21 protein-coding genes are annotated in these 17,718 nt (G+C 47.5%); all 21 read right to left on the bottom strand.

Going from position 1 to position 17,718, the window contains the following annotated elements:
• Positions 1 to 54: 54 nt before the first annotated feature.
• Entirely contained in the window at positions 55 to 597 is a 543-nt protein-coding gene (gene rplE / locus A372_RS0110015) for a 50S ribosomal protein L5 (protein WP_019420708.1), read from the bottom strand.
• A gap of 27 nt (positions 598 to 624) precedes the next feature.
• Positions 625 to 975 (bottom strand): 50S ribosomal protein L24, encoded by a 351-nt coding sequence (rplX, locus tag A372_RS0110010; RefSeq protein WP_019420707.1) that lies wholly within the window; start codon positions 973 to 975, stop codon positions 625 to 627.
• Positions 976 to 1,014: 39 nt separating this feature from the next.
• On the bottom strand, positions 1,015 to 1,383 hold the full coding sequence (rplN, locus tag A372_RS0110005) for a 50S ribosomal protein L14 (RefSeq protein ID WP_019420706.1): 369 nt from the start codon (positions 1,381 to 1,383) through the stop codon (positions 1,015 to 1,017).
• Between the two features lie 35 nt (positions 1,384 to 1,418).
• Positions 1,419 to 1,685, bottom strand: a complete 267-nt coding sequence (rpsQ, locus tag A372_RS0110000; RefSeq protein ID WP_019420705.1) for a 30S ribosomal protein S17 — start codon at positions 1,683 to 1,685, stop codon at positions 1,419 to 1,421.
• Positions 1,686 to 1,747: 62 nt separating this feature from the next.
• Positions 1,748 to 1,948 (bottom strand): 50S ribosomal protein L29, encoded by a 201-nt coding sequence (gene rpmC, locus A372_RS0109995; protein WP_019420704.1) that lies wholly within the window; start codon positions 1,946 to 1,948, stop codon positions 1,748 to 1,750.
• Positions 1,938 to 2,372 (bottom strand): 50S ribosomal protein L16, encoded by a 435-nt coding sequence (rplP, locus tag A372_RS0109990; protein WP_019420703.1) that lies wholly within the window; start codon positions 2,370 to 2,372, stop codon positions 1,938 to 1,940. The genes rpmC and rplP overlap by 11 nt, the downstream gene beginning before the upstream one ends.
• Before the next feature lie 2 nt (positions 2,373 to 2,374).
• Positions 2,375 to 3,040 (bottom strand): 30S ribosomal protein S3, encoded by a 666-nt coding sequence (gene rpsC / locus A372_RS0109985; RefSeq protein ID WP_019420702.1) that lies wholly within the window; start codon positions 3,038 to 3,040, stop codon positions 2,375 to 2,377.
• A 13-nt stretch (positions 3,041 to 3,053) separates the two neighbouring features.
• Positions 3,054 to 3,386 carry a 50S ribosomal protein L22 gene (gene rplV / locus A372_RS0109980; RefSeq protein ID WP_019420701.1) on the bottom strand — a complete coding sequence of 111 codons (333 nt, stop codon included), beginning with the start codon at positions 3,384 to 3,386 and terminating at the stop codon, positions 3,054 to 3,056.
• Positions 3,387 to 3,420: 34 nt separating this feature from the next.
• Positions 3,421 to 3,699, bottom strand: coding sequence for a 30S ribosomal protein S19 (gene rpsS, locus A372_RS0109975; protein ID WP_019420700.1), 279 nt, complete (start codon positions 3,697 to 3,699; stop codon positions 3,421 to 3,423).
• A gap of 71 nt (positions 3,700 to 3,770) precedes the next feature.
• Positions 3,771 to 4,601 (bottom strand): 50S ribosomal protein L2, encoded by an 831-nt coding sequence (gene rplB, locus A372_RS0109970; RefSeq protein WP_019420699.1) that lies wholly within the window; start codon positions 4,599 to 4,601, stop codon positions 3,771 to 3,773.
• Between the two features lie 33 nt (positions 4,602 to 4,634).
• Entirely contained in the window at positions 4,635 to 4,925 is a 291-nt protein-coding gene (rplW, locus tag A372_RS0109965) for a 50S ribosomal protein L23 (RefSeq protein ID WP_019420698.1), read from the bottom strand.
• Positions 4,925 to 5,548, bottom strand: a complete 624-nt coding sequence (gene rplD, locus A372_RS0109960) for a 50S ribosomal protein L4 (RefSeq protein ID WP_019420697.1) — start codon at positions 5,546 to 5,548, stop codon at positions 4,925 to 4,927. Before rplD ends, rplW begins: the two co-directional genes overlap by 1 nt.
• A 25-nt stretch (positions 5,549 to 5,573) precedes the next feature.
• Complete coding sequence (rplC, locus tag A372_RS0109955) at positions 5,574 to 6,197, bottom strand: 50S ribosomal protein L3 (RefSeq protein WP_019420696.1); 624 nt, start codon at positions 6,195 to 6,197, stop codon at positions 5,574 to 5,576.
• Between the two features lie 84 nt (positions 6,198 to 6,281).
• The gene (gene rpsJ, locus A372_RS0109950; protein WP_006037947.1) at positions 6,282 to 6,590 is read right to left on the bottom strand and encodes a 30S ribosomal protein S10; all 309 of its coding nucleotides are present in this window, start codon (positions 6,588 to 6,590) and stop codon (positions 6,282 to 6,284) included.
• Between the two features lie 830 nt (positions 6,591 to 7,420).
• Complete coding sequence (locus A372_RS0109945) at positions 7,421 to 8,782, bottom strand: globin-coupled sensor protein (RefSeq protein ID WP_019420695.1); 1,362 nt, start codon at positions 8,780 to 8,782, stop codon at positions 7,421 to 7,423.
• 247 nt (positions 8,783 to 9,029) lie between these two features.
• Entirely contained in the window at positions 9,030 to 10,223 is a 1,194-nt protein-coding gene (gene tuf, locus A372_RS0109940; RefSeq protein WP_019420694.1) for an elongation factor Tu, read from the bottom strand.
• Between the two features lie 101 nt (positions 10,224 to 10,324).
• Positions 10,325 to 12,400: an elongation factor G gene (gene fusA / locus A372_RS0109935; protein ID WP_019420693.1), complete on the bottom strand. Its 2,076-nt coding sequence runs from the start codon at positions 12,398 to 12,400 to the stop codon at positions 10,325 to 10,327.
• A gap of 62 nt (positions 12,401 to 12,462) precedes the next feature.
• The gene (gene rpsG, locus A372_RS0109930) at positions 12,463 to 12,933 is read right to left on the bottom strand and encodes a 30S ribosomal protein S7 (RefSeq protein ID WP_019420692.1); all 471 of its coding nucleotides are present in this window, start codon (positions 12,931 to 12,933) and stop codon (positions 12,463 to 12,465) included.
• Between the two features lie 40 nt (positions 12,934 to 12,973).
• A complete protein-coding gene (gene rpsL / locus A372_RS0109925) occupies positions 12,974 to 13,393 on the bottom strand; it encodes a 30S ribosomal protein S12 (RefSeq protein ID WP_019420691.1) in 420 nt (139 codons plus the stop codon).
• A 136-nt stretch (positions 13,394 to 13,529) separates the two neighbouring features.
• Entirely contained in the window at positions 13,530 to 13,787 is a 258-nt protein-coding gene (locus tag A372_RS0109920) for a ribosomal L7Ae/L30e/S12e/Gadd45 family protein (RefSeq protein ID WP_019420690.1), read from the bottom strand.
• A 260-nt stretch (positions 13,788 to 14,047) separates the two neighbouring features.
• A complete protein-coding gene (gene rpoC, locus A372_RS0109915) occupies positions 14,048 to 17,668 on the bottom strand; it encodes a DNA-directed RNA polymerase subunit beta' (protein ID WP_019420689.1) in 3,621 nt (1,206 codons plus the stop codon).
• Between the last annotated feature and the right edge of the window lie 50 nt (positions 17,669 to 17,718).

Below are 17,718 nucleotides of genomic sequence, written 5' to 3'. Positions count from 1 at the left end.
TATTCGGAACGAATGCTCTCCGTCCGTTTCACAATCTTAACCGTCCTGCGCGAATTACTTCACGAAAGGCATGCCGAGTTGCGTCAACAGTTCGCGGGACTCTTCATCCGTATTCGCCGTCGTTACGATGACGATATCCATACCGCGCACTTTATCTACTTTATCGTACTCGATCTCAGGGAAGATAATTTGCTCCTTCAGACCAAGTGTGTAGTTGCCGCGGCCGTCAAACGCTTTGTTCGAGATACCGCGGAAGTCGCGGACACGAGGGAGCGTGACATTGAACAATTTGTCCAAGAAGTGATACATACGCTCACCGCGCAGTGTCACTTTCACACCAATCGGCATTCCTTCACGAAGTTTAAAGCCTGCGATAGACTTCTTCGCGCGTGTGATAACTGGTTTTTGACCAGCGATTTGTTGCAGTTCAGCAACCGCTGTATCCAATACTTTGGAGTTCTGAACAGCCTCACCCATACCCATGTTGATGACGACTTTCTCCACTTTTGGAACTTTCATAACAGATGTATAGTTGAACTTCTGCATCAACGCAGGAGTAATTTCGTTTAAATAACGTTCTTTCAAACGAGCTGCCATGTAAAAAGGACCTCCTTTCCGTAAGCGTTAGTCGATGATTTCGCCGGAGCGTTTCGCTACGCGCACTTTTTTGTCGTTCACTACTTTGTAACCGATGCGCGTTACTTTACCCGACTTCGGATCCACGTGCATAACGTTCGATGCATGAATTGGCGCTTCTTGCTCGAGAATGCCGCCTTGTGGGTTCATAGCGTTAGGCTTCTGATGCTTCTTCACCATGTTTACGCCTTCTACAAGAACGCGGTTCTCACGAGGGTAAGCTGCGATAACGCGGCCTTTTTTGCCTTTGTCTTTACCCGTGATGACGATAACCGTGTCGTCTTTTTTCACGTGCAATTTATTGTTATGCGACTCGAGAATTTTCTTCAATCGTGGCATGTGTCACACCTCCTGAGTCTTGCCTGGCGGGCAAGTTGATTAAATAACTTCCGGAGCCAGGGAAACGATTTTCATGAAATCTTTTTCGCGAAGCTCGCGAGCAACAGGTCCGAAAATACGAGTCCCGCGAGGGCCCTTGTCTTCTTTCACGATAACCGCTGCGTTCTCGTCAAATGCGATATAAGAACCGTCTTTACGACGAACAGCGCGCTTTGTACGAACAATAACCGCTTTTACAACGTCACCTTTTTTGACAACGCCGCCTGGTGTTGCTTGTTTTACGGAGCATACGATCAAATCACCAACGTGAGCTGCTTTACGTCCAGTACCGCCCAACACGCGAATGCACATCAGTTCCTTCGCACCAGAGTTGTCTGCTACCGCCAAGCGTGAAAATGGCTGAATCATTCGATTGTCCTCCTTTCGGTGAAACTATCCGTCCATTAAACGAGTACTGCTTTTTCTACGACTTCAACGAGTCTCCAGCGCTTGTCTTTCGACAACGGACGCGTCTCCATGATTTTAACTGTATCGCCGATCTTTGCTTCGTTATTCTCGTCATGCGCTTTGAACTTCTTCGTATATTTGATGCGTTTGTGGTACAGGTTATGCTTCTTGTACGTCTCAACCGCAACTACGATTGTTTTGTCCATTTTGTCGCTAACGACTTTTCCGATCTGCACTTTACGAGCGTTACGTTCTTCACTCATGAGTGTAAAGCCTCCTTCCTGGATACAGGATGTCTATATTCCGAAATTGACATCAAGGTCAATTAACTGGTAATCCCAAGTTCTCTTTCACGAACAACCGTTTTTGCACGGGCAATCGCTTTACGTACGTCACGGATGCGAGTTGGGTTGTCAAGCTGTCCGGTAGCCAATTGGAAACGGAGGTTGAAGAGTTCTTCCTTGAATCCGGCAATCTTTTGTTCAAGTTCAGCAGTGGTCAAGTTGCGGAATTCACTAGCTTTCATTTGCTTCACCACCCATTTCTTCGCGTTTCACAAACTTCGTCTTGATCGGCAGCTTATGAGCAGCAAGACGCATTGCTTCGCGTGCTACATCCTCAGGGACACCAGAAAGTTCAAACATGATCTTACCTGGCTTAACTACAGCCACCCATTTCTCGACGTTACCTTTACCGCTACCCATCCGAACCTCAAGCGGCTTCGCCGTTACTGGTTTGTCAGGGAAAATTTTAATCCATACTTTACCGCCACGTTTGATGTAACGAGTCATCGCAATACGGGCAGCTTCGATTTGACGGTTCGTAATCCATGTAGGTTCCATAGCTTGTAAACCGTATTCACCGAAGTTCAACGTCGTGCCACCCTTAGCTTGACCTTTCATGCGGCCTTTTTGATGCTTACGGTGTTTGACACGTTTAGGTACCAACATGATTAGTTGCCTCCTTCCTCAACAGCCTTTTTCTTAGCCGCAGGAAGTACCTCTCCACGATAGATCCATACTTTTACGCCGATGCGGCCGTAAGTTGTATGAGCTTCAGCTGTGCCGTAGTCTATGTCGGCGCGAAGCGTATGAAGTGGCACTGTCCCTTCGCTATATCCTTCCGAACGAGCGATTTCAGCACCGCCCAGACGACCGCTAACTGCAGTTTTAATCCCTTTTGCGCCTGCACGCATGGAACGTTGAATTGCTTGTTTCAATGCACGACGGAATGAAACACGGCGTTCCAACTGTTGTGCAATGCTTTCAGCAACCAGAATAGCGTCCAAATCTGGAGTTTTAATTTCCGAAATGTTGATGTGCACTTTCTTACCGCCAGCAATTTTCGTTACTTCACGGCGAAGAGCTTCAACCTCGGAACCACCTTTACCGATGACCATGCCCGGCTTAGCAGTGTGGATTGTGACGTTAACGCGGTTAGCCGCGCGTTCAATCTCAATCTTGGAAACGGCTGAATCTTTCAATCTATTTTTAAGGAATTCACGAATTTTAACATCTTCGATCAGTAATGCGCCGAAGTCTTTCTCAGCATACCACTTGGATTCCCAGTCACGGATAATACCAACTCGAAGTCCGACTGGATTTACCTTTTGGCCCACACGTTATCCCTCCTTATTTCTCAGATACCACGATTGTAATGTGGCTAGTTCTCTTGTTGATGCGGCTTGCACGTCCCATAGCGCGTGGGCGGAAACGTTTCATCGTTGGCCCTTGGTTCGCATACACTTGCGCAATAACAAGTTTGTTCACGTCCATTTGGTAGTTATGTTCTGCATTGGCAATTGCCGAGTTCAACAATTTCTCCACCACTGGGGACGCCGATTTCGGCGTGTGGCGCAAAATTGCGATTGCTTCGCCCACTTCTTTACCGCGAATCAAGTCGATAACGAGCTTGACTTTGCGTGGAGCAATGCGAACATTATTCGCATGTGCTTTCGCTTGCATGGAAGTACCTCCCCTCAAATGCTATATCTCAAAATTATCGTCTGCCCGTTTTCTTATCGTCATCATGACCTTTGTACGTACGCGTTGGCGCGAATTCGCCAAGCTTGTGTCCGACCATATCTTCCGTTACGTACACAGGCACGTGTTTACGGCCGTCATAGACTCCGAATGTGTGGCCGATGAATTGAGGAAAAATAGTAGAACGACGGGACCAAGTCTTAACAACAACTTTCTTGCTGGACTCGTTCAACTCTTCAACTTTCTTCATCAGATGACCATCGACGAATGGTCCTTTTTTCAAACTGCGACCCATGTGTGAATCCTCCCTTCACGAGACCTTATACTTGCGCATGTTACGCCACTTCGTATTCAATCCGTGAAATATTATTTCGTGCGGTGACGAACAATATATTTATCGGAATGCTTACCTTTTTTACGCGTTTTGTAACCAAGTGTCGGTTTACCCCATGGAGACATAGGAGACTTACGACCGATCGGCGCGCGACCTTCACCACCACCGTGTGGGTGATCAACTGGGTTCATGACGACACCGCGAACGACTGGGCGTTTACCCAACCAACGGCTGCGTCCTGCTTTACCGACTTTGATAAGCTCATGGTCACCGTTACCAACGGAACCAATTGTCGCACGGCAAGTTCTCAAAACTTTACGAACTTCACCAGAAGACAAACGAACCGTTACATACTTTTCTTCTTTACCGAGCAATTGGGCTTCCGTACCAGCGGCGCGAACCAGCTGACCACCTTTACCCGGTTGCAACTCGATATTGTGGATAACTGTACCCACTGGAATGTTCTCAAGCGGCAATGCATTACCGATTTTGATGTCCGAACCCGAACCCGATTCGATAACGTCGCCTACTTTCAAGCCTTTCGGTGCGATGATGTAACGCTTCTCACCGTCAGCATAGTTGATCAAAGCGATGTTGGAAGTACGGTTTGGATCATACTCAACTGTAGCAACGCGGCCTGGAATGCCATCCTTGTTGCGTTTGAAGTCGATAATACGGTATTTACGTTTGTGTCCTCCGCCTTGATGGCGAACCGTAATTTTACCTTGGTTGTTCCGGCCTGCTTGCTTGCTCAAAGGTGCAAGCAACGATTTCTCCGGTGTGCTTGTCGTAATTTCTTCGAACGTAGACACGCTCATACCACGACGAGCCGGGGATGTCGGTTTGTACTTTTTGATTGGCACTAGTTTTCCCTCCTTACTTTACAAGTCGTGTATTTATACCGTTTCGAAGAACTCGAGCGGCTTGCTGTCTTTCGTCAACGTTACGAATGCTTTCTTCCATTCGGAAGTATAACCAGAGTAGCGGCCATAGCGCTTAGGCTTTGCTGGCACGCGAAGCGTGTTCACGTTCGCTACTTTCACTTTGAAAATCTGCTCAACAGCTTGTTTGATTTCCGTCTTATTCGCACGGATATCAACCTCAAATACGTATTTCAGGTCGTTCATCATGTCAGCTGTGCGCTCAGTGATAATGGGACGCTTAATGATATCGCGAGGGTCTTTCATTACGCGAACACCTCCTCTACCTTCTGAACCGCATCTTTCGTAATGATGAGCTTCTCATGGCGAAGAACATCATATACGTTAACACCGTCTGCTGCAACCAACTTCACCGAAGGAATGTTGCGAGCGGAGAGTGCCACGCTGTCATTGTACTCAGGGAGCACAACAAGCGCTTTGCGATCCACTTTCAGATTGTTCAAGATCGCCGCAAATTCTTTAGTCTTCGGCGCGTTCATAGCCAATGCATCCAATACGATGATTTGCTCTGCCAATACTTTAGAAGACAATGCGGATTTAATCGCCAGACGGCGTACTTTCTTAGGAAGCTTAAAGGCATAACTGCGTGGCGTTGGTCCAAATACGACTCCGCCGCCTTTCCATTGTGGCGAACGAATAGAACCTTGACGCGCACGGCCTGTTCCTTTTTGTTTCCAAGGTTTACGACCGCCGCCGCGAACTTCGGAACGGGTTTTAACTTTGTGCGTACCTTGACGCATCGATGCAAGCTGCATAACAACCGCATCATGAAGCACGTGTTTATTCGGTTCGATACCGAATACTGTGTCGGCCAATTCAATCTCGCCGACTTGCGCGCCGCTAATGTTGTATACTGCTACTTTAGGCATTCTGAGCTCCTCCTTTCCTCACCAATTACTTTTTAACTGCTTGTTTCACGTTAACGAAGCTGTTTTTAGGACCTGGAATGGAACCTTTAACGAGGATGATATTACGTTCTGCATCCACTTTAACAACTTCGAGATTTTGAATTGTAACCGTATCTGTACCCATGTGACCTGGAAGGCGTTTGCCTTTAGGTACGCGGTTCGCTTGAATGGAACCCATGGAACCTGGTCCGCGGTGGTAACGGGAACCGTGAGTCATTGGACCGCGGTGTTGTCCCCAACGTTTGATAACGCCGGCGAATCCCTTACCTTTGGAAATACCAGTAACGTCTACGAATTCACCTTCTGCAAAGATGTCGGCTTTCAACTCCTGGCCAACTTCATATTGAGAAAGCTCCACACCACGAAGTTCTTTTACGTAGCGCTTAGGCGTTGCATTTGCTTTTTTAGCGTGACCGATCTCTGGCTTCGTCGAACGCTTTTCCTTCTTATCAGCATAGCCGATTTGGATAGCTTCGTAGCCATCGTTCTCAACGTCTTTCTTCTGAAGAACGACGCAAGGACCAGCTTCGATAACAGTTACCGGCACTACATTACCTTCAGCGGTAAAGATTTGAGTCATGCCGAGCTTTTTACCTAAGATACCTTTCATGTTGACACCTCTTTTCCATCCTTAATCCGTTCATTCTAATAGAAATCAGTTATTCAGTTGTGGATAACTGTTCTCCAATAAAGTTTATAGCTTGATTTCAATATCTACACCGGACGGCAAGTCCAGACGCATCAGCGCATCCACCGTTTGCGGCGTTGGATTCACGATGTCGATCAAGCGCTTATGTGTGCGCATTTCGAACTGCTCGCGGGAATCCTTGTACTTGTGCACCGCACGAAGCACGGTGATGATTTGCTTCTCCGTTGGCAACGGGATTGGCCCGGATACTCCTGCACCGGAACGTTTTGCCGTTTCAACAATTTTCTCAGCGGATTGATCAAGAATTCTGTGATCGTATGCTTTCAAGCGGATACGAATTTTTTGCTTTGCCATTTTAGTCCCTCCTTTTATCGCCCAATTTTGCATCGGACATACTCCGTGAAAATTTTCCTCGCACCGCCATGGCAAAGGGGCCAGGTGTGTCGGTAACCTCTCACTTCATCGCAACGTCGACGAACAACATTCATTATTATATATAAATGTCCCGGTGATTGCAAGTTTTTTTCACAACGATTTTCATCGGCTGCTTGCATCCTACTAGGACATTGTATAATCCGACTCTAGCAAATCTGCTATATGAGTTTAACATGAATACCGCACATATTGTAAGATGCAGGTTTTGGATATGAATTCATCATTCAGTGACTATAAAAGTTGCAGGGCTGCAGGCTTGCCGTCCCCCTATTGTCTGTCCCATCTTACAATGCATGAAAACAGTAGCTATGCCTCTTTAGGGCAGATTTCATTGGAATATGCAGCAGGATGATAGAACGAACTATTTTCATTCTTGGTGGTGGTAACGGAACGTCGACGGGGCGGTTTGTCCAATGTTTTGGTCGCTTGTACCGCAGAAATCACTGAAATAGAGCCCGATCCACTGTACGATATCCAGTCCACATTCTATTCTGTCGACCAATCGATACATTTGACTGTATATTCTACAACTAGGCTCACATCGATTGCAGAAACTTCTACTTATATATAAGCAGCATCGTAATCCGTTTCATCATTATTTTCATCTTAATCCTCCTGCTCTCTATATATGAAGTATGACGATTGCAATCGTATCATGTCCTATGTTCGAAACACAGAAAAAGACTGGCGTAATAGCTCAGCCTTTTCCAATAAAGATATGCCCACCGTTCTCTCAGCGGCTTCCCTCTCTATAAATGCAGCGTCGCTTCATTCAACCGTTCCGCCGAAACGGCAACTTCGTCAGTTGATTGGCCGATGCCTGTAATGATCTGCAGCAGCGTCTTCATTTCATCCTGCATGTGCTCCATGTCCGTCGTGCTCTGCTCCACCTGTTCTACGATGTGGCGGAACGTGTCACCCGTCGCATCCGCTTGTTCTCTGACGGTGCTTACATTGCCCTTCACCTGCGTAATGATATGGACAACCGCATTCGTGACCAGCGTGGAATTCCCAATCAACTCTTCAATATCCGTAACCGTATCCTTTGTATGCGCAGCCAGCTTGTTCACTTCTTTGGCAACGATCGCAAAACCTGCCCCATGCTCGCCGGCACGCGCAGCCTCGATTGAAGCATTGAGCGATAACAAATTCGTCTGGTCCGCAATTTCTTTTACAGCCCCTACAATCGAACGGATACGCAAAGATGTATTTTTCAATTCGTCAATGCTGGATTTCATTTGATGTGTATGCGCAACGATTTGCTGCATACTGCCCGTAAATTGCATTATGAGCCGTTCTCCGTCTTCCGCTCTGGCCTGTGTATGACGGGCTGAATCGCTCGTTTGCACGACCTTTTCATTCAAATTCATACCGCGCGCGATTAAGCTTTGTATCGTCTCATTCGTACTAGCGGTAAGCTCTGCCAAGCGACTGCTTAACTCCGCAATATTACGTTTCAGCTCATCCTTTACCTCTTGATACTGTTGTTCTCGTTCTATACGATGTCGCTCCTCGTAAGATTCCAACACAATTTGCTGTTCCAGATTCATGATCTTCATAATGGCCATCATCATCCGTATTTGCAGCTGCGAGTCACCGATGTGCTGATGAATGATGTCGATTAACCCATGCTGCACATTTTGAAAGGCACCCATGTACCATTTGGAATCCAAGCCGATACGATGGTGCACTTCCGCAATCTTAAAGCGCTTCTTCAAAAAAGCCTCATCGATGACTCCGTCAAATATTTCCGAAATATGCTGTTCCAACGTCTTCTTCAGACGTTCTATTGTACTGTGACTTTGAATCATTTCACTGAGGCTCGCTACATCAAGGATAGTGGCATAAAAAACGTCCGTTATGGAGGCGATATGAGGAAGAAGATGAGGCTTTATCGCTCTAAGCAATGATAAATCGCTATCAGTTATTCCTATCATACCTATTTGCTTATGTATGGGATGACTCTCTGGCAGTCGAATTCCTTGTTCCATCATGAATTCCGTATCGATATCCCAATACTTCACGTGACTTGGTTGGGCAACAGCTCCACCATCGCTCTGTGTCTTTCCAGCTGTATCTCTCCACCGTTTAAGCCATTGCTTTACACGCATGTTTTGCTTCCTTTCTGCTAGTACATTCTAACAACATTCGACACAAAACAGGTCTATAAGCCTATTTAAATTTCAATGAATGCATGATTTAAGCTTTATTATACAAGTCTTGCGTAAAAAACAAAGAGAGAACGATGAACGAACTGTGAATTTCCAATGATGGTTATGTAAAAAAATAATATAAAAAACCCCCTGTCCCGAAGGACAAGGGGTTCTATGAAGCGCCGACTACTGCCGGCGGCTTACATTATTTGATGATGGATGCAACCGCACCAGCACCTACTGTACGGCCACCTTCGCGGATAGCGAAGCGAGTACCTTCTTCAATCGCGATTGGATTGATCAGGTTAACAGTAACTGTGATGTTGTCACCAGGCATAACCATTTCAGTGCCTTCTGGCAAATCGATTACACCAGTTACGTCCGTTGTACGGAAGTAGAACTGTGGACGGTAGCCAGTGAAGAAAGGCTTGTGACGGCCACCTTCTTCTTTAGTCAACACGTACACTTGTGCAGTAAACTCAGTGTGTGGTTTAACCGAAGCTGGTTTAGCCAATACTTGACCGCGCTCGATGTCTTTACGGTCAACACCACGGAGCAATGCGCCGATGTTGTCGCCCGCTTGAGCGGAATCAAGAAGTTTACGGAACATTTCAACGCCCGTAACAACACATTTACGAGTTTCTTCTTGAATACCAACGATTTCAATCTCGTCGCCGACTTTAACTGTACCACGCTCTACACGGCCAGTAGCAACTGTACCGCGGCCTGTGATGGAGAATACGTCCTCGACAGGCATCAAGAAAGGCTTATCAGTGTCGCGCTCTGGAGTTGGGATGTACTCGTCAACTTGGTTGAACAATTCGACGATTTTTTCAGCCCATTCTCCTTCTGGGTTTTGAAGAGCTTCACGAGCAGAACCGCGAATGATTGGAGTATCGTCGCCAGGGAATTCATATTCGCTAAGAAGATCACGAATTTCCATTTCAACCAATTCCAACAACTCTTCATCTTCAACCATGTCGCATTTGTTCATGAATACGACGATGTAAGGTACGCCTACTTGGCGGGAAAGCAAGATGTGCTCACGAGTTTGCGGCATTGGGCCGTCAGCTGCGGATACAACGAGAATCGCGCCGTCCATTTGAGCAGCACCCGTAATCATATTCTTAACGTAGTCGGCGTGACCTGGGCAGTCAACGTGAGCATAGTGACGGTTATCCGTCTCATACTCAACGTGGGAAGTGGAAATTGTGATACCGCGTTCGCGCTCTTCTGGAGCTTTATCGATTTGATCGAATGCGATAGCGGATCCACCGCCGTATTTTTTTGCCAGAACTGTAGTGATTGCAGCAGTCAAAGTTGTTTTACCATGGTCAACGTGACCGATCGTACCGATATTAACGTGCGGTTTCGTACGTTCAAACTTAGCCTTTGCCATTTGAACTAGTTCCTCCTTAATAAGTGGAATGTATGGTTTAATGGCTGGAAGCACATGGGCAAGCCATGCGCTCAGCCGATTGAAAACATTTCAAGGACGAATTACTCGCCTTTGTTCTTAGCAATAATCTCTTCCGAGATGTTGCGTGGAACTTCTTCATAGTGAGAAATCTCCATCGAGAACACACCGCGGCCTTGTGTACCGGAACGAAGTGTTGTCGAGTAACCGAACATTTCTGCAAGAGGCACTTTAGCACGGATAATTTGTGCGCCTGCACGAGAATCCATACCTTCGATGCGACCGCGGCGAGAGTTCAGCATACCCATAACGTCGCCCATGTACTCTTCAGGCACAGTGACTTCGACTTTCATGATTGGCTCGAGCAAGCAAGGATTACACTTCTCTTTTGCTGCTTTAAGCGCCATAGAACCGGCAATCTTAAACGCCATTTCACTGGAGTCGACATCGTGGTAAGAACCATCGAAAATTGTCGCTTTAATATCAACGAGCGGGAAGCCGGCCAAGACACCGTTCTTCATCGACTCTTCGATACCGGCTTGTACCGGTGCGATGTATTCACGCGGAACGACACCACCGACAATTTTGTTCTCGAAGGTAAAGCCAACACCTGGCTCTTGCGGTGCGAATTCGATCCATACGTGCCCGTATTGACCACGGCCACCGGACTGACGTACGAACTTACCTTCAACCTTAGCAGCTGTACGGAATGTTTCACGATAAGCAACCTGAGGTTTACCTACGTTTGTTTCCACTTTGAACTCACGACGCATACGGTCAACGATGACATCAAGGTGAAGCTCACCCATACCGCCAAGAATCGTTTGTCCCGTTTCTTCATCCGTGTGGGCACGCAGTGTTGGATCCTCTTCCGTAAGCTTGGACAAAGCTACACCAAGTTTGTCTTGGTCTGCTTTTGTCTTCGGCTCAACGGCAATGTGGATAACCGGATCAGGGAAGTTCATGGACTCCAAGATTATCGGATTTTTTTCGTCGCACAGCGTGTCGCCTGTACCTGTATCTTTCAAGCCAACTGCAGCCGCAATGTCACCGGAGAAAACTACGGCAATTTCTTCACGGCTGTTCGCGTGCATTTGAAGGATACGACCGATACGCTCGCGCTTGTTCTTCGTTGCATTCAGTACGTAAGAACCGGAGTTCAGTACGCCAGAGTATACGCGGAAGAATGTCAGCTTACCAACATAAGGGTCAGTCATAATCTTGAACGCGAGGGCCGAGAACGGCTCTTCGTCCGAAGAATGACGAATGGCTTCCGTACCATCTTCGAGATGACCTTGAATATCAGGCACATCCAATGGAGACGGCAGGTAGTCAACAACAGCGTCGATCATCATCTGAACGCCTTTGTTGCGGTAGGAAGATCCGCATACAACAGGGAAGATTTGAACGCTGCATACCCCTTTGCGAAGAGCTGCTTTCAGTTCAGGAACTGTAATCTCTTCGCCTTCAAGGTATTTCATCATCAAGTCTTCGTCGAGTTCTGCAATCTTCTCAACCATTTCCATGCGAAGCTCTTCAACTTTGTCTTTCAACTCAGCTGGAACTTCAGCTTCATCTACTTCTTTACCGAGGTCATCTTTAAAGATGTACGCTTTTTCCGTCATCAAATCGATGATACCTACGAAATCATTCTCTGCGCCAATCGGCAATTGAATTGCTACAGCGTTCGCTTTCAAACGATCTTTCATGGAATCAATAACGCCGAGGTAATCAGCGCCGATGATATCCATTTTGTTCACGTAAGCAATACGAGGCACGCCATAACGGTCAGCTTGACGCCATACCGTTTCGGATTGCGGCTCAACGCCTTCTTTTGCAGAGAAAACGCCTACGGCTCCGTCCAATACGCGAAGGGAACGCTCAACCTCTACCGTAAAGTCAACGTGGCCCGGAGTATCGATAATGTTAACGCGGTGACCTTTCCATTGTGCGGTTGTTGCCGCAGATGTAATGGTGATACCACGCTCTTGTTCTTGTTCCATCCAGTCCATTGTTGCAGAACCTTCATGAGTTTCACCGATCTTATGAGTACGACCAGTGTAGAACAAAATACGCTCCGTTGTCGTTGTTTTACCGGCATCGATGTGAGCCATGATCCCGATGTTACGCGTATTTGCCAAGGAGAACTGTCTTGCCATGGAGTGATCTCCCTTCAAAATGGGTTTGGTGACTCGATATTCGAGACCCGAATAGCTTTATTCTACCAACGGTAGTGAGCAAACGCTTTGTTTGCTTCAGCCATTTTATGCGTATCTTCACGTTTCTTAACAGCTGCGCCAGTGTTGTTGGAAGCATCGATAATCTCTGCTGCCAAACGCTCTTGCATTGTTTTTTCACCGCGGTTGCGCGAGTAGTTAACCAACCAGCGCAATCCCAAGGATGTGCGGCGCTCAGGTTTAACCTCGATAGGTACTTGATAGTTAGAACCACCTACACGGCGAGCTTTAACTTCAAGGACCGGCATAATATTTTTCAATGCTGCTTCAAACACTTCCATAGGATCATTCCCTGTACGTTCACGAACGACTTCAAATGCATCGTACAGAATTGTTTGAGCAACACCACGTTTACCGTCGATCATGATGCGATTAATCAGGCGAGTAACCAACTTGCTGTTATACACCGGATCCGGCAACACGTCGCGCTTAGGAACTGGACCTTTGCGTGGCATGTGAATCCCCCTTTCCAAATGACTTCATAAACGCGAACAATTACTTCTTCGCTTTTGGACGCTTCGTACCGTATTTGGAACGAGCTTGCATACGGTTGTTCACACCCGCAGTGTCCAATGCACCGCGAACGACGTGATAACGAACACCCGGAAGGTCTTTAACACGGCCGCCGCGCACAAGCACGACACTGTGCTCTTGCAGGTTATGACCGATACCGCCGATATAAGCATTCACTTCAACTCGGTTCGTCAAACGAACACGTGCATATTTACGAAGCGCGGAGTTCGGTTTCTTCGGAGTCAATGTACCTACACGAGTGCAGACACCGCGTTTTTGAGGCGCGCTCAAATCCGTTTCTTCGCGTTTCAACGCGTTGAACCCTTTTTGCAATGCTGGGGATTTGGATTTTTTGATTTTAGCTTCGCGGCCTTTACGTACCAATTGATTAATTGTTGGCATGTTGCCACCCCCTTCCCATAAAATTAAACACCTTTACAACTCATTCATTTAAGCCCACAGATCCAGGTGGTTCATAAATGAACAAATGAAAAGTTTTTGCCGTAGGACTTCACCCTTAACAAAAACATAGGTTTCCTTATTCATCGCCATCGACGACAGCCACCATGGCAGCGCCCACTTCAATGCCGCATGCTTTGCCGAGATCGCGCATCGTGCTTACATATGTAAGCTTAACGCCCTTCTTCTCGCACAGCGCAATGACCTTGGACGTTACACGCGAGTCTGCGTCTTCTGCAACATACACTTCAATGGCCTTGTCATACTCAACCATCTTTAACGTTTGTTTCGTCCCAATTCTTACATTGCTATCCTGTAACCCTTTATCATTAGACATGAAACATGTTCCTCCAAAAGTACAGGTCATTGTCTCGGGCACACTACGATATAGTAGCACTTCAAAAACCGAGTGTCAAGCAGTTTTTTTACTTTTTATTCAAACTATCACTTCAAAAAAGAAAAAAACGAAGGAAGAGGCTCATACCACAACTGCAGCAAGAATCCTCTGCGCTCGTGAAACAGAAAGCCAGTTGGCACCCTATCTTGCCGGGGTGCCAACTGACACATTCCGCTATCCATTGTACAGCTAAGTTAAGCTTACTCCGAAGCGCCTACACCAGCAGGGTCCAGAGCGTCTTCCGTCACTTCTTCTTCCAGCGGATTGATTAGCTTCACGCTGCGGTAACGGTTCATACCAGTACCTGCAGGAATCAGCTTACCGATAATGACGTTCTCTTTCAAGCCGAGCAATTGGTCGACTTTGCCTTTGATCGCCGCATCGGTCAACACGCGCGTCGTTTCTTGGAACGATGCTGCCGACAGGAAGGAATCTGTCTCAAGAGACGCTTTGGTGATACCGAGCAAAATTGGTTTCGCCACAGCAGGTTCTTTTCCAGCAAGAATCGCATCTTTGTTGGCTGCTTCATATTCATGCATATCTACAAATGATCCTGGCAGAAGAATCGTGTCTCCCGCATCAACAATGCGGATTTTGCGCAGCATCTGCTTGATCATGACTTCAACGTGCTTGTCGTTGATTTCTACCCCTTGGTTCCGGTAAACGCGCTGAACTTCCTGTAAAATATAGTTCTGCACGCCGCGGATACCTTTGATTCGGAGCATTTCTTTCGGATCGATCGAACCATCTGTAATCTCGTCTCCGGCTTCGATCTGCGTGCCTTCGGTTACACGAATACGGGAACCATAGGTGACCGGGTACACTTTCGTCTCGGCTTCACCTTGGACTTCCACTTCACGACGGTCTTTAGCTTCACGAATCTCTTTGACGACACCGTCGATCTCGGAGATAATCGCTTGACCTTTCGGATTCCGCGCTTCGAAGAGTTCTTGGATACGCGGCAAACCTTGTGTAATATCGTCTCCAGCAACCCCACCGGTATGGAACGTACGCATCGTGAGCTGCGTTCCTGGTTCACCGATGGATTGCGCCGCGATAATACCGACGGCTTCCCCGATTTCCACGTGTTTGCCTGTTGCCAAGTTGCGGCCATAACATATCTTACATACGCCATGACGGGCACGGCAGCTAAGCACAGAGCGAATTTGCAGCTTTTTAACACCGGCATTGACAATGGCTTCCGCCTTATCAGTGTCGATCAAATCGTTACGGTGAACGATAATCTCACCTGTTTCCGGATGACGAATCGTTTCAAAGGAATAACGGCCTTCAATTCGGTCGTACAAGCCTTCGATGACTTCTTTACCATCGGAGATATTGCTGACCATGAAGCCCTTGTCCGTACCGCAGTCGTCCTCGCGGACGATAACATCCTGCGCAACGTCAACAAGACGACGGGTCAAGTAACCCGAGTCCGCTGTACGGAGCGCCGTATCTGCGAGACCTTTCCGCGCACCGTGAGTGGAAATAAAGTATTCCAAGACCGTAAGGCCTTCACGGAAATTCGATTTGATTGGCAATTCGATAATCCGACCAGATGGGTTCGCCATCAGACCCCGCATACCGCCGAGCTGAGTAATCTGCGATTTGTTACCCCGTGCTTTCGAGTCTACCATGAGCATGATGTTGTTATAACGATCCATCGACTTCATGAGAATCTCGGTAATTTTATCCTTCGTCATGGACCAGACTTCAATAACACGGTCATAACGCTCGTCATTCGTAATCAGACCACGACGATATTGATTCGTAATGACTTTAACCTTCTCTTCGGATTCCTTCAGGATATCCACTTTCTCCGGAGGTACGATAACATCCGACACCGCAATCGTAATTCCGGCGCGTGTGGAGTACGTAAATCCGATTTGCTTGATACGGTCCAAAATGACCGACGTCTTCGTCGTATGGAATATATCGAAGCAACGGGCAATGATTTGACCGAGATAGTCTTTACCGACTGCCCCGGATTGCGGAATATTCTGAATAATTTCATGAATATTCGCGCCTTTTTCATAAATAAAGTAATGATCCGGAGTTCCCTCGAACAAGTTGCGCTTCGTCGCTTCGTTGATGTACGGGAAATCTTCCGGGAAGATTTCATTGAAAATAATGCGTCCTACCGTCGTAACGATAAACGCCTCTTGTTGCTTATCTGTAAACGATGTCTTCTTCAAAGCTTTCGCCGGAATTGCGACACGCGCGTGCAAGGATGCCGTACCGCGTTGGTATGCGGACACTGCTTCATTGGCAGTAGCGAAAATCATGCCCGAGCCTTCTGCTTCTTTGTTGTCCATCGTCAAGTAGAACGATCCGAGAACCATATCCTGAGATGGCGTAACGACCGGTTTACCGTCTTTCGGGTTCAAGATGTTACCGGATGCCAACATAAGCAAGCGTGCTTCTGCTTGCGCTTCTGCCGACAACGGAACGTGAACAGCCATCTGGTCACCGTCAAAGTCCGCGTTGTACGCCGTACAAACGAGCGGGTGAAGACGGATCGCACGGCCTTCGACCAAGATTGGTTCGAACGCTTGGATACCGAGACGGTGAAGCGTCGGCGCACGGTTCAACAGAACCGGATGCTCGCGGATGACTTCTTCGAGAACGTCCCATACTTCTGGGCTGACGCGCTCCACTTTGCGTTTTGCGCTCTTGATGTTATGTGCCAAACCTTTATTCACGAGCTCTTTCATGACAAAAGGTTTGAACAGCTCAAGCGCCATTTCTTTAGGCAAACCACATTGGTACATCTTCAAGTACGGACCTACAACGATAACGGAACGACCGGAATAGTCAACCCGTTTTCCAAGCAAGTTCTGACGGAAGCGGCCTTGTTTCCCTTTCAGCATATGGCTAAGCGATTTGAGCGGACGGTTCCCTGGTCCGGTTACCGGACGGCCGCGACGGCCATTATCAATCAGGGCGTCTACCGCTTCTTGAAGCATCCGTTTCTCATTCTGTACGATGATATCCGGTGCACCCAAGTCGAGCAAACGCTTCAAACGGTTGTTCCGGTTAATGACACGACGATATAGATCGTTCAAGTCGGACGTAGCAAAACGGCCGCCATCGAGCTGTACCATCGGACGAAGTTCCGGAGGAATGACCGGCAGCACATCAAGAATCATCCAATCCGGACTATTGCCGGAGTTGCGGAATGCCTCGATGACTTCCAGGCGTTTGATAGCCCGGTTACGGCGTTGGCCTTGAGCGGTACGCAGCTCTTCTTTGAGCATATCCAGCTCTTTGTCCAAATCCAAATCTTGAAGCAGCTTCTTTACAGCCTCTGCACCCATACCAGCCTGGAACGCATGACCATATTTCTCACGGTAGCTGCGATATTCTTTTTCAGACAGCAATTGTTTCCTCTCAAGCGGCGTATCTCCTGGGTCCGTTACGACATAGGAAGCGAAGTAAATAATCTCCTCCAATGAACGCGGGGACATATCCAGCGCTAAGCCCATACGGCTCGGAATTCCTTTAAAGTACCAAATGTGCGATACCGGAGCGGCCAATTCAATATGCCCCATCCGTTCACGTCGTACTTTTTGGCGAGTTACTTCAACGCCGCATCGATCACAGACGACGCCTTTATAACGTACACGTTTGTATTTACCGCAATGACACTCCCAATCCTTCGTCGGCCCGAAAATCTTCTCGCAGAACAAGCCCTCTTTCTCCGGCTTCAGCGTGCGATAGTTAATCGTTTCTGGCTTCTTGACTTCGCCGCGAGACCACGAGCGAATTTTGTCGGGAGAGGCAAGCCCGATTTTCATAAATTCAAAATTGTTGACGTCCATCAAGGAGCGACCCTCCTTAATCTGTACTTGAGTTCACCGCTTTTGTTTTC

Origin of the sequence: Paenibacillus sp. OSY-SE, from assembly GCF_000283315.1 — a bacterium.
In the GTDB taxonomy this organism is placed as follows: domain Bacteria; phylum Bacillota; class Bacilli; order Paenibacillales; family Paenibacillaceae; genus Paenibacillus_B; species Paenibacillus_B profundus.
Note: the sequence above shows the minus strand (reverse complement) of the source record. Positions and strands in the feature narration are given on the sequence as shown.

Excerpts from the sequence above, each read along its gene's own strand:
- rplN (WP_019420706.1), bottom strand. The coding sequence starts at position 1,383 with ATGATTCAGCCATTTTCACGCTTGGCGGTAGCAGACAACTCTGGTGCG.
- rplD (WP_019420697.1), bottom strand. The coding sequence starts at position 5,548 with ATGCCTAAAGTAGCAGTATACAACATTAGCGGCGCGCAAGTCGGCGAG.
- rplV (WP_019420701.1), bottom strand. The coding sequence starts at position 3,386 with ATGCAAGCGAAAGCACATGCGAATAATGTTCGCATTGCTCCACGCAAA.
- rpoC (WP_019420689.1), bottom strand. The coding sequence starts at position 17,668 with ATGGACGTCAACAATTTTGAATTTATGAAAATCGGGCTTGCCTCTCCC.
- rplW (WP_019420698.1), bottom strand. The coding sequence starts at position 4,925 with ATGAAAGACCCTCGCGATATCATTAAGCGTCCCATTATCACTGAGCGC.
- rpsL (WP_019420691.1), bottom strand. The coding sequence starts at position 13,393 with ATGCCAACAATTAATCAATTGGTACGTAAAGGCCGCGAAGCTAAAATC.
- fusA (WP_019420693.1), bottom strand. The coding sequence starts at position 12,400 with ATGGCAAGACAGTTCTCCTTGGCAAATACGCGTAACATCGGGATCATG.
- rpsG (WP_019420692.1), bottom strand. The coding sequence starts at position 12,933 with ATGCCACGCAAAGGTCCAGTTCCTAAGCGCGACGTGTTGCCGGATCCG.
- rpsS (WP_019420700.1), bottom strand. The coding sequence starts at position 3,699 with ATGGGTCGCAGTTTGAAAAAAGGACCATTCGTCGATGGTCATCTGATG.
- rpsQ (WP_019420705.1), bottom strand. The coding sequence starts at position 1,685 with ATGAGTGAAGAACGTAACGCTCGTAAAGTGCAGATCGGAAAAGTCGTT.
- rplC (WP_019420696.1), bottom strand. The coding sequence starts at position 6,197 with ATGAAAGGTATCTTAGGTAAAAAGCTCGGCATGACTCAAATCTTTACC.
- A372_RS0109920 (WP_019420690.1), bottom strand. The coding sequence starts at position 13,787 with ATGTCTAATGATAAAGGGTTACAGGATAGCAATGTAAGAATTGGGACG.
- A372_RS0109945 (WP_019420695.1), bottom strand. The coding sequence starts at position 8,782 with ATGCGTGTAAAGCAATGGCTTAAACGGTGGAGAGATACAGCTGGAAAG.
- tuf (WP_019420694.1), bottom strand. The coding sequence starts at position 10,223 with ATGGCAAAGGCTAAGTTTGAACGTACGAAACCGCACGTTAATATCGGT.
- rplP (WP_019420703.1), bottom strand. The coding sequence starts at position 2,372 with ATGTTGGTACCTAAACGTGTCAAACACCGTAAGCATCAAAAAGGCCGC.
- rplE (WP_019420708.1), bottom strand. The coding sequence starts at position 597 with ATGGCAGCTCGTTTGAAAGAACGTTATTTAAACGAAATTACTCCTGCG.
- rplX (WP_019420707.1), bottom strand. The coding sequence starts at position 975 with ATGCCACGATTGAAGAAAATTCTCGAGTCGCATAACAATAAATTGCAC.
- rpsJ (WP_006037947.1), bottom strand. The coding sequence starts at position 6,590 with ATGGCAAAGCAAAAAATTCGTATCCGCTTGAAAGCATACGATCACAGA.
- rpmC (WP_019420704.1), bottom strand. The coding sequence starts at position 1,948 with ATGAAAGCTAGTGAATTCCGCAACTTGACCACTGCTGAACTTGAACAA.